Raw genomic sequence first — 18,064 nt, 5'->3', positions numbered from 1 at the left:
CCTTTGGCACGATATAAAGTATAGTCTTTATCATTTTCTTCTTTTTTTATCATTAGTGTGAATACTACTAAATCGCGCATCTCATCATCGCTCACTCCTACTAATTCTTTGTAGTTTTCGGGGAATTGCCAAGTGGTGTAGATTTTAGGTGGTATCTTTAGAGAATGATTGAAGCTCGCATTTACTAAAGTAGGTATGAAAAAGACTATGAAATTACCCATCATTAGGGGCATATAGTACATTCCGTTTAAAAAAGTGTAAATTAACAAAAAAGGTACTGCGGCATATAGCACGACTAATAAGGCAAAAAATAATTCTTTGAACACATCGTCCTCCAGTTTGAATTTGTTGAAAAACAAGCGATAGAAATAGCAGTGAAATACACCAAGGGTCAAGGTACAGATTTGATAGAAAATAAATTCACTTAGAGTTTTCCCTTCGAAAAGGCGGCTATATCCTAAAAAGGCAATGACTGCATACACCAATACTGTTAAGAACAGATAGATGTAGATATTGGTTTTATACTGTTTGAACTCAGGTACTTTCTTTGAAAAAATAATGGTAATAGCTATACACATAGCTACTAAAAACAATAATATTACCAATAGACGAGGGTCGAACAAATTGATGAAGTAATTCTTTAACTCTTTCATATACAAGTGTTATAACCTAAAATAGGGTCGTTGTTTTCTTTTAATTCAAATTGGCTTTCTTCTTCTGAGAGCAATACACTTAACTGGATTTCTACTTCCAAAGGAAAAAAGTGCTCACAGAACATTATAACGAATTTTTCTTTATTGCCCCCAAGAATGTAATCGGTGAAAGCAGAATGCTTTAAAGGACCTATCTCAAGGGTCAGGTGTTTGGTATAATCTTCATAAGCTATACCTGTGATCATATCTACTCCTAAGTAGATGTCTTCTCCCAAGCAAAAACCTTGTGATTCATCAGAATAAGTGGCAAACTCTTTTTCTTTGATATGTACTTCTTCACCTAAAAGTTTTGAGAGTATTTGCACTGTAAGAGGGATATTGCCTACTATTTTGTAGCTATAAGGCAATAATCGTATAAACTTAGAAACTAAGAAAGTAGGAAAATCTTTTGAAATGCCCCAAAGTTCATAGAATAATGTAGAAATTTTGTTGGCATTAAGCTCTTTAAAGCTATCTTGTTCAAAGGATTCTATTTCTACCCCTAACTTAAAAATTTCATTCTCAAAAGGACTAAAAAAGGTACGAGCAGCTTTTTCTTCTTGTTTCCTTTCTCTGTAATCTTTGAGCATTGTATCTACTCCCTTGCCTTGAGTTTCATTCTTGGTATGGTGAGCGACGCTTTCGGGGAGTATATCGTACAAACTATCACGAGAAAGGCTTACCTCTATCAATTGGGTAGGATCGTAGTTGAAATCAGTAAGTTTTGCACTTAGTACATCGGTGCGATAACCACGTACAAACTGTCCTTGGTGTTTTACTATATATTCGTTGTCAGAGATGATTCCTTTGTCTAACAAATGGTTTAATAGCACTTCTGCCCTTATATCATAAGGTAAGTGATTTATCTCATTTATAACTCCTGTTAGGTGTTCCATTTTGATAGTTTTTGGACGTGGCAAATATACAAATAAATTACAAAAGCGCAAATTTTTGTTTTTATTTTTTCTCTTTAAGTCTTCCAGCACTTGTATAGCGTTTTTGGAAGTACTCATCGTTGAAATCATAGATGTTTAGCCCTTGTGTAGTACAAGCCAATATCCTGCCATTTCCTAAATACAAACCTACATCGGAAATAGGTTTAAACTTATCATACCTAAAAAACAAAATATCTCCTTCTTTCAAGTAAGTACGCCCTGTGAAAAGTTGTAAATCCTTAGAGCGGAAAATGCCATCGGGAGTTTTGGGAAAAGTAGTTTCATACACTTCACTGAACAAGGCTTGTATAAAGTAAGAAGCATCTGCCCCCTCTTGTTTTTCTAAGGTCTTTTCCTTATAAGGTGTTCCTATCCACTCATCTATAAAAGCATAGAGCTTATAATTAGTGATTTTTTTAGGAGGTACAGCCAAAATAATGGAGTATTTCTCTCTTAAGGCTAATTCCTTATCGGATAGGTTTTCTCCCTTATCATCTACCAAGGTATATTGCTCATTGATTTGTTTCTTTTGGGCTAATACTGCTTTGTAGAAAGCATCGGTAGGGTAATGATAAGGAAGCTCAGCAAGATAACGGCTTGCCGAGCAAGATAGTAGTAAAGCACTACTTATTAAGTAAATAAACTTTCCAAACATAAATAATTCTTAGTTATTTGTAAAAAAATACACAATTTACCATTCTGCATTATAACGATATTTTTCTTTCTCAGGGCTTAATATCTCTAATTCTATAGTATCTCCCTTGGTTAGGGTCTCTACAAGTTCAGGGTTCTTTAGTTTGAACTCAGAAAATGATTCTTTATAGACAAGTACACTTGTATCTTCAAAAGACTCCCCTGTTAGGCCACTCTTTCTTATAGGGTGTTTTGCCAAGGATATATATTGCTCTAAACTCTTGTATATTCCCACAAATTCAAAAGGTTCAATAGGAATATATCTCTCATATATAATTTCTCTTTCTCTTAAAGGTGATATTTTTATTTCGCCCCATACTTCCCCTTTATCACTACCAATAAAAGATAAATTTCCATATCTATCATAATCTAACGCATAAGCATCAGTCTCATCTATTTGTTCTCCTTGAACGAAATAGTTTAATTTTACTTTTGCAGTTGAAAAGTAAGAGTTCTTCAATTTCATTTTTTTTTGAAGATATAAAGAAACTCTTTTCTCATTATATTCAATAAAATTTATTTCAACATTCTCATTATTCAATGGTATTAATTGAACTTTCTTGCTTGTATTACATCCTACTACAAATAGAATCACAATTATATATATATACTTTTTCATAATTATTTATTATTCTTTTATATTTACAAAAAAACAATCTATTAAGATACCATTTTTAACCTCTTTGTACACTATTGTCACCTCATTATTAGCAGACTTCATATTTTCTTGTTTTTTGATAGTTTTGCTTATAATACCTTGCATTGTTTCATAACTAATGTTATGTGTTTTATATATATTTTTTAAAAAGGTAGATTTATTAAGCTCTTTTTCAAATTCAAGAAGACCTTTAAATTTAACCTTATCAATTTTCTTTTTATCTATATTTCTACCTTCTTCTATAAACATACTCATTGGCGTTGCTAATACATCAAGAGTCATCTTGGTTAGTATGCCCAATATAGGGGTGGAGTTTGTAGCTAATACAAGTGCATCAGATAATACAGAATTCATATCCCCTTTTCCTCTGGCTAACTCTTCTAAACTATAAAAATTACTAAACATATTTGCAGCATTTTTTATAAAATAAAGCTTTTGAGTCATCCAGTTCTTTGTCTTCATTATTGCGACTTGATCTATACCTTTTGCTTTTCTTCTTTCAAAAGGTATAGATTGTCTAAGAGTTCTTTTGCTTTCTAAAAATTGTTCCCAATAATCATATTTTATTACTTTACCTGCTTGATTAACTCTATAGCCTGAGTTTATTTTAGCTATCGCAATCTTTTCTGAAATTGAAGGTAATTTTTTATCAGCCCAATAGGCTCCTCCAGAAATTAGAAAGCTTTTTAAATAATTCTCTTCTTGGTAATCCTCTTTTATCAATTCAACTTTGTCTATATAACTGAACATAAGGAGATCTCCGTTATAGTCGTATATTTCTGGTATACCATAATTATATCCGTTTTCTGCCATTACTGGTTTTATGAATATATTACGATCGTTTTTAACATTTAAATAATTTTCACTTTTATCTGGAAGGTTGATTGTAATATCTTTTTTACTATATTTCACTTTCCAATAAAGCTCAATTTCATAGCCTGTATCTTCTTCTATGTACTTATTCCAATCAGGTTTCAAAAAGACTTCAAGTAGAGCTTTACCATCTTTTATAATACATTCTTTAGGATTTTCTATTTTATCATCCAAATTAAAACTATCAACCCATATAAAAGTATCATATTCATATAATTGTAAGCTAAGTTTATCCCCATCTTGTATAGATGCTCCCATCATCTCTATATGAAAATATACGGTGTCTTCTAAAGAAGCATTTGTGATAACATTTTTCCCTTCTTTATCAGCACTCCACCATCCTTTTATTAAAACGCCTTTTTCTTGTGTAAAAGGTATTGTAGGATTTCTTTTTATTTCCTGCCATTTTCCAAATTCTACTGCCATAATTTATTATTTTTTAATCCAAACAACTTCATTATTTTCCCAGAGTACCTCTATAGTATCTCCTTCTTTAAATTCACCTGCTACAAGTTTCTTAGCCAAAGGACGGCGTAATTTGGCACGAATGATGCCTTTTAAAGGACGAGCTCCATAGGTGGCATCATAGCCTTGTTCTGCTAAATGCTCTTTTACTTCTTGAGCAATATTGAGTGAGATGTTTATACCCTCTGTTAGGTTTAAAAGCTCTTTTTTCAAATGTATTTCAAAGATTTTTAGAGCATTCTCTTTGCTAATAGGTGCAAAAGGTACTATCTCGGTAAGACGTCCTAAAAACTCTGGTCGGAAATAACGACTCATTATCTCTAAAAGAGTAGATGAGGAAGGGATATTCCCCTCAGTAAAGGATTTGACAATAAAGTCAGAGCCTATATTGGAGGTAAAGAGGATAATAGCATTAGAAAAATCACCTTCTTTACCCAAGCGGTCGTGCAACTTCCCTTCGTCCATTATTTGTAGGAATACATCAAATACAGAGGCGTGGGCTTTTTCTATCTCATCAAAAAGTACGATAGAGTAGGGCTTTTGTCGGATTTTATTCACTAATAAACCACCTTCCTCATAGCCTACATACCCTGGAGGTGCTCCATAGAGTAAGGCTGCCGAGTGCTCTTCTTTGAACTCAGACATATCAAAACGGATAATGGCATTCTCATCTTGGAAAAGGAATTCGGCTAAAGATTTAGCCAATTCTGTTTTCCCTGTTCCCGTAGGTCCTAAAAAGAAGAAAGAACCTATCGGTTGTCCTGCTTTGCTCAATCCGGAGCGATTTTCGAGTACAGCCTCACTGATAATAGCAATAGCGTGGTCTTGCCCTACTACCCGCTCGGAAAGAATAGCATCCATATCACTCAGACGCTGTTTTTCCTCTTCTTTGAGTTTGCCTATAGGAATATTCGTTTTTTGAGAGATGAGTACAGCTAAATCCCATTCAGTAATGTGAGAACGTTTTTCTTGAGCTACTTTTTCAGCTTCGGTAATGAGTTTGCGTCCATAGCTCAATAGGTTATCAGCAGTTTCAAAAGTAGTAGTTTGTTCTTCTTCTAAAAGGGTAGAGGCATCTAATAAAAAGGGAATGCGTTGTTTGATATCGTTCAATAACCAAGCAGCGTTTTTTTTGCGTTGCTCTTCTGTAAAACCTTGTGTATTGTCCTCCAAGTGAATTATTTGTGTAAGCAAGGCATTTTTTTCTTTTAAGAAAGATGCTCCTGCTGTTTTCACAACTGACATTGTATGGTCTATGAGGTCTATCGCTGAGGCAGGCAGACTTTTCTCTTTTAAATACCTTTTAGAAAGGCGTATGGCTTCCCAAATAGCCTCATCGGTTATGGCTATATGATGGTGGTTTTCATAAGCTGAAAGGGTTTGACGCAGCATTCTAAAATGGGTTTCATCATCACTTTCTTGCAATTCTACCTTTTCAAACAAAGGTTCTAAACCTGATTTTTCTATTTTTTTGGTAAATTCATCGATAGTAGAAGTGCCTATGACAGTGAGTCCTTTGGTAAGTTCACTTTTAAGTAGATTTGCCATAGAGGAATCAAAAGAGTTACCTAAAAGTGCGTGTAATTCCTCGATGATAAGTACTGATTTAGGATATTGCTTGAGTTCTTGGGCTATGTTCTTGATACGGTCTTCTATTTCACCTTTATAGGAGGCTCCTGCTATGAGGGCTCCCATATCCAATTCAAATACAGCTAAGTTAGACAACACATCGGGGACTTGACCCGCTATAACCTTCTGTACAAAACTATTGATAAGGGTAGTTTTTCCTATACCTGAATCGCCTATGATAAGCACATTTTGTTTGCTAAATCTGCACAGTATTTCGGTAATTTTTTGAGTTTCGGCAACTCTGCCAACAGGTATTTCTTTTGAGGCTTTAGCTTTGAGGACATCTTTTTTATTAACACAGTATTTTTGCAAAAAACCTTTAGCCGTGGAAGAAAGAGGAGCAGAAGAGAAAGGTTTTTCGACAGATGTAGCAGGAAGAGGAGTCGTTTCTAAGAGTTCGGCACGAGTTACAGGATAGGTTTTCATTTGGTCGAAATTGAAAGCTACTCCCTGAGTACTCAATGCTACAAATACATCCCATAAGGAAATTTCCTCCTCATCTAAAATTTCCCGAATAGCTTCTGCTTCAGTGAAAATAGTGTCTATCACTTCATCGGGGTCGCAGGAATAAGTGTTAGTAGCTTTTAGAGCTTCCTCAATGCGCACTTCAGCCCATTCTTCTAAATAGAACACATCGACTCCTTTAGATTCCAAGAGCTTTAAGAGTGGTAAATCTCTGTTGAGAACGGCTTTCAATAAGTGTCCGCCAGAGTAACGAGCGTTCATATTTTCACGAGCTATTTTCTGTGCTATCTCCAATGCTTTAGTAACCTCTGGGGCATAGCTCAATTTCTTCTCTTCCATTGTTTTGTATTTTTTATGATTGTTATTATCCTTTCTTCCAGAATATTTTTCCTTTTACTTTGTAGTAGACATAAATATTTTGAATACAAGCATTATCAGTGTCTTTTTGCAAGCGTAGGTTTTCTATTTTTACTTTCTTTCCAGAAATTTCTTTGCAAAACTGTGCAAAAGGCACAATTTTATCATCATTAATAATTACAGGGACTTGGTAGTTCTCACAAAGATAGTCTTTGAAATCATCTTTTGTCTTAGCTTGAGAGGCTACCCCATTGAGAAGTAGGATAAACTGTTCATTAGAAATATCAGGGACTTTTTTTGCAGAAGAAGGAGTGTCTTCCTTTTTAGGAGCCTTTGGAGCTACGGGAATATTGGTAAGCATATCCACCAAGGGGTCTTTCTGTGCTTTCCCCATAGGCAGCGAAAAATTGCTATGAGGTTGTTCATATACATAACTCTCCATATCTATAGGCTCTTTAGCCACTACGTGTTTAGGGGCTACATAGATAGTTTTGGTAGCGATATGATCTAAATCGCCATTGACGATAAGGGTTATCTTCTTTTGCCCTACGCGTTTGAACTTATAGGTTACAGAATCACCCACAGCATCAGTAGAGGAAGTTTCTCCAAAACTCCACTCAAATGAGATACCTCCTTGTTTTTGTCCTATGAATTTAGTGGTTTCACCTAAAAAGACCACATCAGGAGCTTTGATGGTAGGCAGGTAGCCTACTTGTTGATTGAGAGAGGTAATGGTAAGCACCTTTTGAGAAGTACAAGAGCCGTTGATAGTAAGAGTTACCACATATTCTCCAGTCTTTTCATAGGTGTGGAAAGTACGTTGTCTAAAATCGGCAGGAGAACCATCACCAAAATCCCATTTCCACGATTTAGCATTTTTTGTTTTATCACCAAACTCAATGACTTCCTTCACAGCATAGTTATCGGCAAAGACATAGAAGTTAGCCTCCTCGCAATCTACATGACGAGAGCATTGAAAAATGAATAAGAAAATACCAAGACAAAGGAGTACTCCAAAACTCCAATAGATTTTAGGGTCAAATTTAGGAAAAAAACCAGTGGAATTATAATTCATATATCTTCTTGTTAAAGAAACAATAGTAATTTAGAGGCGCAAATTAGTAATTTTTGACGAAACAACCAACAAAAAGGAAAATATTTTTCAGTTTTTCAGATAATTAAATTTTAAAATACTGAATATTAGTCAAATAGGAAATAATATAATTGAAGTATTTTTTACTTATAGATGTCCTATAAGTACATTCTTTTTAAGATGATTTTTCTAATATTTTTTGTTTTATCTCTGATTATATGTAATCTAAAAGAATATTTTTTGAAATTACTAATTAAATGTGTATCTTTGCACAATCAAATTAGTAACTTAACATTAACATTTTAATACTTAACAACAATGGTAAAGAAAATATTTTTACTCACCTTTATGGCAATCGGAATGACTGCCTGCTCTAAGTCTGACGACACTCCTACGAATAGTGGAGATAACAATAAGCTGCTAGGAACTTGGGTAGGTACAGTAGAAGTTATTGCAGAAAAACCTGCACAACAAAGTAAAGTATCAGAACTTTTTAAAAAATCGTATGGAGCTTTATTAGGTAGTACTGAAAGTAACTATCAAACCTATATTGTTAAGGTAGTTTTTGGCAATGAAAAAAGACTGAAGATAACAGACAAAACAGGGCAGTACTCTTTTCAAGAAATAAAATACTCAACTTTAGGCGACAAAATAGTTAATGAAGAAAATAAGTTACCTTTAGCTACTTATTCTATTGAGAATAACAGATTATTAGCTGAAAACACAGACTTTTTCTATTTAATAACAGATACTAATTTGGATAATTTAACTAATGCCGAAGAATATCTAAAGGAATTTGCACAGTTAGACACAACAGCTCCTGACTATGCTGAAAAGCTAATAGAATTACAATTAAAATATGGTTTAGCCTACAAGTATAAGTACAAGTACAATCTCGTACGCCAATGAATATGGAAACAGCCCCTGATAAGTAAGTCAATTTATCAGGGGTATTTTATTATCGTTTAAAAGCCTTGTAAGTGCGTTGCCCCTCATCTTGAGATGTTTTATTTTCTGCAACCTTATTCTCAGACTTTTCAGCAGTTGGACGAAGTTTAAAGAATGTTTTATTCTCTTCAGCCCGTTCTTGTATAAAGTCTATTTGTGGGGCATTGAGGCGCTCTTGTTTTTCTTGTTTGTACTGCGTAATAAGTCTCTCACGGATAATGGGTAATTCTTCATTGATTGCTTTGTCTATAGAGGCTATTTTATTTTCTGTAATCTCTTGCTGATGTTGAAAATCGGCTATATTGACACCCTTTTTCGCCAGTTTTTCAATTACTCGCTCAACTTCTTTTTTAGCTCTTTCTACTTGTTGAGCTCTATATGGTAGTTTCTCTTTCCAATAATCATCTGTTTTAGCCCATTCCTGGATATCTTCATAGCTTTTTTTCTCTTTTAAATATTCATCATATACGTTAGTATAATCTTCGAATTTGCGAGAGATAAAACCTAAATCAGCAGCGTGTTTGGTTTTCTCATTCTCATAGCGTTTTTTCATCAACTCTACTTCAATTTCAGCACGTGTTTCGGGGTTGGTGATGATAGCAGTTTTGAGTTCCTGTGTATCTACATCAGACACATCAATGATGTTTGCCCCTTTTTTTATCGCCTCCATATAACGAGATTGTTTAGCTTGCAGTTTTTGGAGCATAAACACATCAATACTATCATTAGTAAGCATATAATTCACACGTACATTTTCCCATTGATTACCTTGTCTCCACATCCTACCCTCTACTTGTCGCAAAGAAGTAAAATTATAAGGCAAAGTAAGAAGATACATATCAGAGGTTTTTTCTTGCAAATTCATTCCCTCCTGAATGGCTTCTGAACCGATGATAACTTTTATTTTTCCCTTGTTGAATTGTTCTTGAATACTCAAACGCTGGTTTTTGTTGGTAGCCCCAGTGATGATACCTACTTCATCGGCTTTGTAGCCTACTTGGTCTACCAAATACTCTTTGAGACGAGAAAATTGTTGTACTGCTAACTCAGAATAGATGATTTGCCCCGCTTCGGGCTTGTCGGTTTTATTCTGACAAATTAAGTCCATTGTGGTTTTGAGTTTTGGAGAGTTCTCTATAAAATCTTTAGTACTTACTTTGTCTATATCACCTTCGTAATTTTTAGAGAGGTAAGGAGAAAAAGCGATGAGTCTTGCATTGAGGATATGAGAAAGAATAGCCCCTTCTTCACTTTCGTCAAAAAGGAGGTTTAGGGTGTCGTATTCTTTTTTTGTAAACTCATTTTGTTCAATCTTGTATTCCTTATTGATACGGTTAGGGCGTACCAATTGCGGGTTGTCCTCTTCGCCTTTAATATCAATAAACTCGGATAAGAGTTGTTGAAATAGAGCGTTGTTCTTAAACCTGCGTACATTAGTTTTAAACTTTACATCACCTTTGGCATCAATTTCCATATCGTTGTCGGCTTCCATAAAGGTCTCAAAGAAGTTATTTACATTGAAATAGCCCGATTTTTCTAATCGCTGATTGGCAATAAGGGATAGCACAGAATAATACTCCAATGGCTTGTTAGTGAAAGGAGTTGCAGAAAGTAAAGTAACATTACGCCCATCGTAATTTTCTTGTATATACTGAGAAGCTACCCAAGTGTTGAGTCCCAATTTTGAGGGGCGTTGGTTCTGACTGCGGAAATCGGAGGCAAAACGCCTGTCCTCTATACGCACTTTATCCACGATATGATTGGCGTTATGCACCTCGTCAAAAGTAAGGTGGTCAAAACCAAAATCTTCCCAATCGTATACTTTGCCTCGTTTCATTATTCCCTGCATTTTCTTTTCTTTGGCGTGGGCTAATTCTATCTCACGCATTGTTTCATCGGAAACGCCTCCCGTAATAGGATTTTCTAAGCTATCAACATCCTTTTTGTTGATATAAGAAAATTTTTCAGCCAATCGTTGGGTAATTTCATCACTAAAGCCAATATTTTGAAAACCCTCGTAAGTTACTAAGGTTATTTCATCGTCTTTATTGTCAAAATGAGACAAATCGTAATCTTTACCAAGGTTGCCTAATACATTCACTTTGGCATTAGGAATAGCTTCAAAAATAGTTTCTACCCACTGTTTTAAGATGCTATCATTAGGCACAACAATAAGAGGGCGTTTGGCATTACCACGTTCCATCGCCTCGTGCATAGAGAGCACTCCTGAAAGTGTCTTACCAAATCCTACTTCGTGCGCCAATAGCCCAACCCCTTTGGTTGTAAGGCGACCGATACCCGCTTTTTGAACTTCTGTTAGCTCTAAAGGTTTGCCTTTGAAGTTTTGGTTTATTTTAGAGAACAAAGGGAACTGAGAATAGTCAGGAATGTGGAGGTTATTGTATTTGCGGTTGAACTCGTTTACAAAACGCTCTTTAAGGTCATTAGGAAGTTCCTCACGTAGGAACTTTTGAAAGAGGTTATTAGCTACTTCTTTACGGCGTTCACGTATCAAAGCATTACGCTCTTTATCACTACCCGTTACCGTTTGATTATCTACAAATTCTCTGACCTCCCAAGAAGAAGAGGGCTCAAGAGCTTGGCTTGGTAATTTTAAAACGAAGTCTTTAAACATATCTGCTAAATTATAATCTACTTTGACCATATCATAGCGCCTCATATAGCTGTTATAGACCTCTTTTTCCACCTTTCCTAAGTCAAAATTATGCACAAACTCGTGATTAGGTGAAATGATAATATCTTCCAACTGTTTTTTAGGAGGTAAAACGCTTTGCAAGAGTGATTTTTGCTTATTATATTGTGCTTTTAGTTTTTCATCATCTAATCTACCTGCAAAATCAACCGTTAGACGTTCTAATTTTTCGTAAATATCTCCTTCGGCATAGTAAAAATCGTGAATGTACTTTCCTCTGTAATAATTAGCATACTGGGCGTGTATTTCAGGATTGGCTATTTCGCCATTGTAATTGGTATCAGCAAAGGCTTTTACTTGCTCAGGAGTGATGTTATGACTATTCTGCAAAGCAGTATCTACCACTGTATCTTCTTTTACAAAGTGGTATTTGAGTGTCTTTTTACTAATCTCTGGAGTAGATTGTATTTTGTACTCACCAGTATTTTCTATGACTTGTTTTTTGCTTTTAGAGTTTTGGGTTGTAACTTCAATATTGGTAGCTTCTTGTGTTTTTTTGGTTTTTGGGGTATGCTCTTGAATAATGCTATCCGCTTTCTTGCTAATATCCGAAAGCTCTTCTTTGGTAAATTTAGTATTTTTTCTATCGAGTTTTCTCAGTAAGGCAGCATAATTATCCCATTCAGTAATGACTGCTAATGATTTAAACTTGATATTCCTAAAGATATTAATTGCTTGTCCTACTTTTTCTTTAGCTTCAACAAGTAAATTGTTATACTCTTCATTAGGGATAGTAGGCACAACAACATCTTCTTCTTTTTCTGCAATAGGTTCTTTGGCAGGAGTACTCTCAAAAGTTGAAAACATATCAAGTTGTACCCCTTGTGTTGTTTGAGTTTGTTCAGGTTGTATAACTTTTTTGGTAGCAAACTCTTGTAGGCGTGTAAGGGCATCATCTAAGTTGCCTTTCACGTAGTCCTCCTCACGACCAAAGCGGTTTTTGCGCTGTAAAGTATCACCTAATATCTGTTGAGGGTGTTCCTTAAAATAGTTGCTGATATTTTGGGTTTGCGCCTGACTATTCTTTCTGAGAATTACAATATCAGTACCTACATCGGTGGCTTTGAAAGCTCCGTTAGGCAGACGATACGCCTCAGAGAGTTCAGCACCTGAGAGTTTATCCTGTCTATTTAGCCAACCTGAAGGAAGTACCATTGCGAGGGTAGCCCCTTCGTTCATTACATCGAGGGAACGTTTTACAAAATAATCTTCGTAGCGGGGGAGTTTAGTTTCTTCACCTAAACCTAAATAAAGTCCTCTGTGGCTACCATAAGGAGGATTTCCAATAACCAAATCGTACCGAGGGGTAAAGTCTTTTTTGGTACCATTGTCGGTAATAAATTCGGTTTCAAAGGAACGCAGATTAATAGTAGCTTGGGGGTGCAGAAGTTTGGCTATTTTGGCAGTAGTTTCATTGATTTCAAAGGCAGAGACATTGGTTTTTAGTCCTAAATTATCGGTAGCGTGTAAGAAGTTACCCGTACCTACACTGGGTTCTAATACGTTAATGGACTGTTTTTGAGAAAAATTGTTTTTGATAAGGTTGCGTACAGCATTCACTAACTTTTCATCGGTGTAGTATTCATCTAATACCCCGCGATTATCTTTGGTAATACCACCACTTTTGTATTGGCTAATGGTGTTTTTTATCTCATCAGTGATTTGTATACCTTCATTGAGTTGGATAGCATTATCATCAGCAACGAAAGTCAGCGAATTGACTAAGGTAGTTATTTCCTCATTGCTGACTTTCGTGTTGTTAGGTTTGTTTAAAAGGGTAGGTCGTACAGATTCTTTAAGTAATTGTTCGCCATCTCCTTGAGGTCGGGGTCGGTCTCCGTTTGGAATATCTCTTCCAGAGCTTTGATGTTCTTCTGTTGAAAGAGATCTTTGATTAGGTAGAATTTGCGGTTGTGCTTGGTTGTTGCTGCCCATTTGGGGTCTTCCTGTTCGTCCTCCCAAATCGCTCCGCTCTGAGCTGCTAAGTCCATTTCTAACATTGTTGCTGCCCACTGCTTGTCGGCTTGGGTTATCTCCTTCTTGCTTGGATTGGCTTGTTGAGAGAGGTTTTCTAAGGTTTGGTTTAGGTGACTGCTTTCCCACTTGCTCAGATGAGGATACTCTGTTGGGTTCAATTGTAGTGCTTCCATTTTGTGTATGAATTTGTATGTTATTATTATCGGCAAAGATAGTGTTTTTGGAAGAAAGTTGCAATTTTTTATCGCTAAAATCAAAAAAATCATAGTCGCTAAATAGTTCACTGAGACGATTGAAATGAACGCTATTCACTTTGGCGATATGACTATCGTATTCACGTTTCAAATCTATATAATTATCAGCTGTATAGCTAATGACAAAAGTCTCATTCGTACTTTTGTTTACCGCTCTCATTCCTTTTTGTAATTTTATTTCTTCAGGGGCATTACTTTGCTCTATGTTTTTCTTGTAGTTAAAAACTTTTAAATGATAGTCGTTCAAGTCTTTTACTTCACTTTTACCTATTCCATAAGCCCCTCTTTGGTCTATACTGTTCTTCAGATTGTTGAGTATGTTTTGAGTAGCATCGTTACCTGCTTTATCTCCATCTAAAAACAAATGTATTTTACCTGTATAGTTTTGAAATTGCTCAATAAAAGTACCTGTGTTGGTAATAGAGTTTAGTACTACCAATGTACGGTCGTTAGGTTTGCCATTATCTTTAGCCATTTGCAGATAAGAAAACATATCGGTCATTCCCTCAAAGACAACCGTTTCGTTGCGAGTACCAGTTATAATGCTTATATCACTTGCTCCTACTTTGGCTTTGACATAAGGATTACGTACATCATAACCTCCTGATTGATTGCGTAAACCAATACCAAAATAGTTCTTACCATCACTATTATTGCGGTAATGTACCTGTTGAGCGTATTGTTGTAAAATTTCTTTTGAAATACCACGCTCTGCGAAGTATTCTAACAACTTATCATTGTTAGGTACAGTCACTTGAGTAATCTTAGTGCTGGGGGCTTTTTCTGTGTAATGCTGAGTGGGAGTAAGTCTTTTATTTTCTGCTTTTTGATTTTTAACACTTTGGCTAATAGTAGTATTAGAAAAGTCTTTCAGAAACTCAACAGCTTCTTTCCAAGTTTTCTTTTCGAGCTCCATTACAGCTTTGAAAATTTGTCCGCCTTTACCCGCTTTAAAGTCATAATAGCCTTTTTCATCTACTGAAAATTTTTCGTTATCCGTAAGAAAATAGTAGTCGTGTCCGCGTTGGCGGTCGAATTTCACTCTACCTTGTCTTTCAAGGTAGAAGAAATAATCAACAGTAGAAGTGTTTTTGACAATATTTTCAATATCTTGTGGTGAAAATGTAGCCATAGGATAAATTTATTTGCGTTTTTTGTAAAAATCGTTAAATTCAAAGATATTTTTAGCCTCACTATCCCACTCTTTACGAGGGAGAAGTTGTAAGGATATAAACACATCGTTTTGTTTGTTGTATAAATCTATACGCTCTATACGCCCTCCATATTTATCACCCTCTTTTTTATATAGTGTGTAAGGTAAAAGGGTATCAGTTGGATGAACATAATAAGTTGTGTAATTCTCAGGAGTAATTATCCTAAAACGCTTGTATTCTTTTTTAAAAAGAATAGTATCATTGAGGTCTTTTCGGTAATCGAAATTCAAAAGGTGTTGCGATTTGAATACTGCTCCTTGTTCTTTTTTGTGTTTAGGGATAGGAGGAACATTAGAAAGCGTTGAAAATATGAACTGCTGAGGGTTTCTGTCAGTGATATCAAAGGCAAGTGAGTCGGTAATAACAAAGATTTTTTCAGTGAGTTCAGGTTCATCAACATAAGGAACAAGCTCTACAAGGGTGTCTCCTTTGTAATTGAGTTTAGAGATAACAACGTTTTTCATATCATCTAAGCCTTTGGAGGCATTGAAATAGATGTTGGACACTATATCAATGCCTCCTTTTTCAGCTTTAATCTCCTTTTTACTACAAGAAAAGCACAGCAATGCAGAAAAGAAAAAAAGAGTTTTTTTCATTGTTTATCAATTGAAGTGTTATCGTGAAATACTATGTTCAGGAACGTTGTTCTTTTGTTGAGACTGTGTAACTTCGGGTTTTACCAATTGATTTTGGATAGTTACCCTATTCATAGCGCTGTCGTACAGATTGAGCATTTTCCACTGAGGGTTTAACACTGCAAAACCTTGTATTTGACGGTTTTCGTGTTGGAAAGTTACCTGAGTGATATTGCCTTTTTCCAAATGTTTTTTAGTGCGTTCTCTCTCAATATCATTAGCAAATGTTAAGTTGGATTTTTGCATAATGTTATCTATATCCACACCATAGGCATTCTTATTGTACCACTCGTATTTGTAGTTGCCGTAGTCTGTTTTAGGCTCTTTCATATTGAGTTTGATAAAGCTCTCAGTACGTGAAAGCTCACCCGTTTCCTTGTCTACTACATCGTGGTCTATTTTTACAGAACGCCCTTCAAGCAAGTTAATCGCTTCTTTAGCTGTGATACTGTTTTCTTTCTGCACCTTAAAAGTTTGGGAACGTTCCTCACCATTTTTGGTAGTGAGGTTTGCGCGATAAGAGTTTAAAAACACGCCTCCTTGTTCGGTTTTAGTGAGGTTCAAATCAAAAGTAGCTGTATTGCCTTTCATCAAGCGGTCGGGGTAGTTGTACTCAGCACGAACAGTTACTTTAGTTTCAGGTGATAGTATGGCATTCTCCAAGTCCTTGTGCAGTTTAGCGTCTTCGCCTAAACCAAGATACTTTACTTGATTTTTGAGGTAGTTTAGCTGGGAGAATTGCTGTTGAGAAAGTTGAGGAGATGATTGTGTTTGTTGTTGCTGTTGAGCAACTTCTACAACTTTTCCTTCCTTAATGGCAGTATCTAAAGCCAACTTGCTCCAGTTGAACTCTTGGTTACCTACATTTACGCCTATAGGTTTCATTGTTAGTTCATCGCTACCATCTCGGTGAGCATTTTTGTCAATCTTAACAACTTCTAAAACTGAGTTACTCTCTTTGAATTGAAATTTTTGACCTATGCTTACCTCGTTTGTTTGAGCTGTTGATTGATTAACATATTGATTTTGTTGTTGTTCAATATTGTTAGGTTTAGTAAGTTGGTATTGACCGCTGCTTATGACCTCTTCTAAATTTGACCGATACCAAGGAATTTCTATTCCACTTCCTATAGAAGGGTCTTTTAGAATCACTGTATCTCGACCGTTTTGGTCTTTGGCAAATCTTGTTACTTCAAAAACGTCCTCTTTGTAATGGAGTTTTTGACCTATTTGCAAGTCTATTGTAGGCTGTTGTCTTGCTTCCTTTTGTTCTGTTGTTTCCATTTGTTTTACAGTGTTTAAAAAGTTATTAATCTTGTTTTCTAATTTCTCTTTTTCGTCCTTTGATAATACTTTCTCAAAGACTTCTTCTATAGAGTTTGCTCCTTCTCTCACAGCGTTTTTCTCTACAAATTCTCTCTCTTGAGGAGAAAATGATAGGTAGACTTGCTTGAGTCTGTTCATTTCAGTATCATTCCCCCAAGCTAAATCACCCATAAAACTATTGAGAATATCGGTATTTAAGGATTTTTTAGGTGTATTCACCTCTTTCAATCTCTTTTCATTAAGAAGTCGCACAATGTCAGACTGATAAAGAGTGACTTCTCTATCAGATGCAGTACCTCTCAGATAGATTTTAGGGTCGGGTTGCTCACGGATACTATGCACTTGTAAAGTTTCATCGTAATCTTTGGAATAGAATTGCTGTCCGATACTGATTTGTATGTCTTGCATTTGATTAGTTTTTTAGGTTATTATCTTCTAAAACCACGATGGCGGTGTTGTTCTTGTTCTTGTTGCTCTTCTCGTTCACGGTGACGATTAGCATCTTGATAGAGGTCGTCGTCATTCACATCTAAACGGAGTTTAGACTGCTGTTGCTTTTGTGATTGGCTTTCATTAGGCGTAGCATCGTCTATGGTACTGATGGTTTTGGATACAATGTTTAGATTATTGGTGATTTCTTTGCCAATCTCAGGGAACTTGTCAATTTTATCCTGCAAATAGCCTTTGAGTTTGAGAAGCTCATTTTTGAAACGGTTGCTTTCCTGAATATCTTTTTTTTCTGCAACCACTTGGGCAATTTTCTCAGTATCCTTGAGCAGGTCATATTCGGTTACTTGTTGTGTTTTTTGGTCGTAGATAAAGGCTTTTTTCTCAATATCTATGGACTTGCTATTGGTGAGTTCGTTTAGTTGACTATAGACAATTTTCTTTTGGCTTTGCTTTACAATCTCGTCAATGGTTTTGTCACGCTGATAGAGATTCACATTCAGGCGAGTGTTGTTATCCGTTAGGAGGAAAATCAAACGGTCTTTACCATTGTCAGCAATCATAGCGTGTCCTTTGAGAAAGTTTTCAATATCCTTGTTGGACAGTCTCTTAGAGAAAGTATTATCTTCACTCATAATACCATACTCTTTAAGGTCAGATGTGGGTAATTGTTCGTTCATATTGTTACTG

The 18,064-nt window shown here is 35.6% G+C and carries 12 protein-coding genes; 1 reads left to right on the top strand and 11 read right to left on the bottom strand.

Features of this window, described 5'->3' with window-relative positions:
• The 7 genes from HMPREF1528_RS03470 to HMPREF1528_RS03440 all read right to left on the bottom strand — a co-directional run.
• Positions 1-653: TssN family type VI secretion system protein (locus tag HMPREF1528_RS03470; protein WP_016478650.1), on the bottom strand; the 653-nt coding region annotated here is incomplete at its 3' end.
• Positions 650-1,588: a type VI secretion system baseplate subunit TssG gene (locus tag HMPREF1528_RS03465; protein WP_034567818.1), complete on the bottom strand. Its 939-nt coding sequence runs from the start codon at positions 1,586-1,588 to the stop codon at positions 650-652. The genes HMPREF1528_RS03465 and HMPREF1528_RS03470, both read right to left, overlap by 4 nt.
• Positions 1,589-1,649: 61 nt before the next feature.
• A complete protein-coding gene (locus tag HMPREF1528_RS03460) occupies positions 1,650-2,282 on the bottom strand; it encodes a C40 family peptidase (RefSeq protein WP_016478648.1) in 633 nt (210 codons plus the stop codon).
• Between the two features lie 36 nt (positions 2,283-2,318).
• On the bottom strand, positions 2,319-2,939 hold the full coding sequence (locus HMPREF1528_RS03455; RefSeq protein WP_016478647.1) for a hypothetical protein: 621 nt from the start codon (positions 2,937-2,939) through the stop codon (positions 2,319-2,321).
• Between the two features lie 9 nt (positions 2,940-2,948).
• Positions 2,949-4,277, bottom strand: coding sequence for a hypothetical protein (locus HMPREF1528_RS03450; protein ID WP_016478646.1), 1,329 nt, complete (start codon positions 4,275-4,277; stop codon positions 2,949-2,951).
• 6 nt (positions 4,278-4,283) lie between these two features.
• Positions 4,284-6,749 (bottom strand): AAA family ATPase, encoded by a 2,466-nt coding sequence (locus HMPREF1528_RS03445; RefSeq protein ID WP_016478645.1) that lies wholly within the window; start codon positions 6,747-6,749, stop codon positions 4,284-4,286.
• Between the two features lie 25 nt (positions 6,750-6,774).
• Positions 6,775-7,842, bottom strand: coding sequence for a PKD domain-containing protein (locus HMPREF1528_RS03440; protein ID WP_016478644.1), 1,068 nt, complete (start codon positions 7,840-7,842; stop codon positions 6,775-6,777).
• A 336-nt stretch (positions 7,843-8,178) separates the two neighbouring features.
• Between HMPREF1528_RS03440 and HMPREF1528_RS03435 the strand changes: the two genes are divergently transcribed.
• Positions 8,179-8,769, top strand: coding sequence for a hypothetical protein (locus HMPREF1528_RS03435; protein ID WP_016478643.1), 591 nt, complete (start codon positions 8,179-8,181; stop codon positions 8,767-8,769).
• Between the two features lie 49 nt (positions 8,770-8,818).
• On the opposite strand, the gene HMPREF1528_RS03430 is transcribed toward HMPREF1528_RS03435, so the two are convergent.
• From HMPREF1528_RS03430 to HMPREF1528_RS03415, 4 genes are read right to left on the bottom strand one after another with little or no spacing between them, the layout of a single operon-like run.
• Entirely contained in the window at positions 8,819-14,884 is a 6,066-nt protein-coding gene (locus tag HMPREF1528_RS03430; protein WP_016478642.1) for a toprim domain-containing protein, read from the bottom strand.
• Between the two features lie 9 nt (positions 14,885-14,893).
• Complete coding sequence (locus HMPREF1528_RS03425) at positions 14,894-15,562, bottom strand: hypothetical protein (protein ID WP_016478641.1); 669 nt, start codon at positions 15,560-15,562, stop codon at positions 14,894-14,896.
• A gap of 18 nt (positions 15,563-15,580) precedes the next feature.
• The gene (locus tag HMPREF1528_RS03420) at positions 15,581-17,335 is read right to left on the bottom strand and encodes a hypothetical protein (protein ID WP_016478640.1); all 1,755 of its coding nucleotides are present in this window, start codon (positions 17,333-17,335) and stop codon (positions 15,581-15,583) included.
• Between the two features lie 20 nt (positions 17,336-17,355).
• Entirely contained in the window at positions 17,356-18,054 is a 699-nt protein-coding gene (locus tag HMPREF1528_RS03415; protein WP_016478639.1) for a hypothetical protein, read from the bottom strand.
• Positions 18,055-18,064: the final 10 nt, after the last annotated feature.

Source organism: Capnocytophaga sp. oral taxon 336 str. F0502 (assembly GCF_000411575.1).
GTDB classification, from domain to species: domain Bacteria; phylum Bacteroidota; class Bacteroidia; order Flavobacteriales; family Flavobacteriaceae; genus Capnocytophaga; species Capnocytophaga ochracea.
Note: the sequence above shows the minus strand (reverse complement) of the source record. Positions and strands in the feature narration are given on the sequence as shown.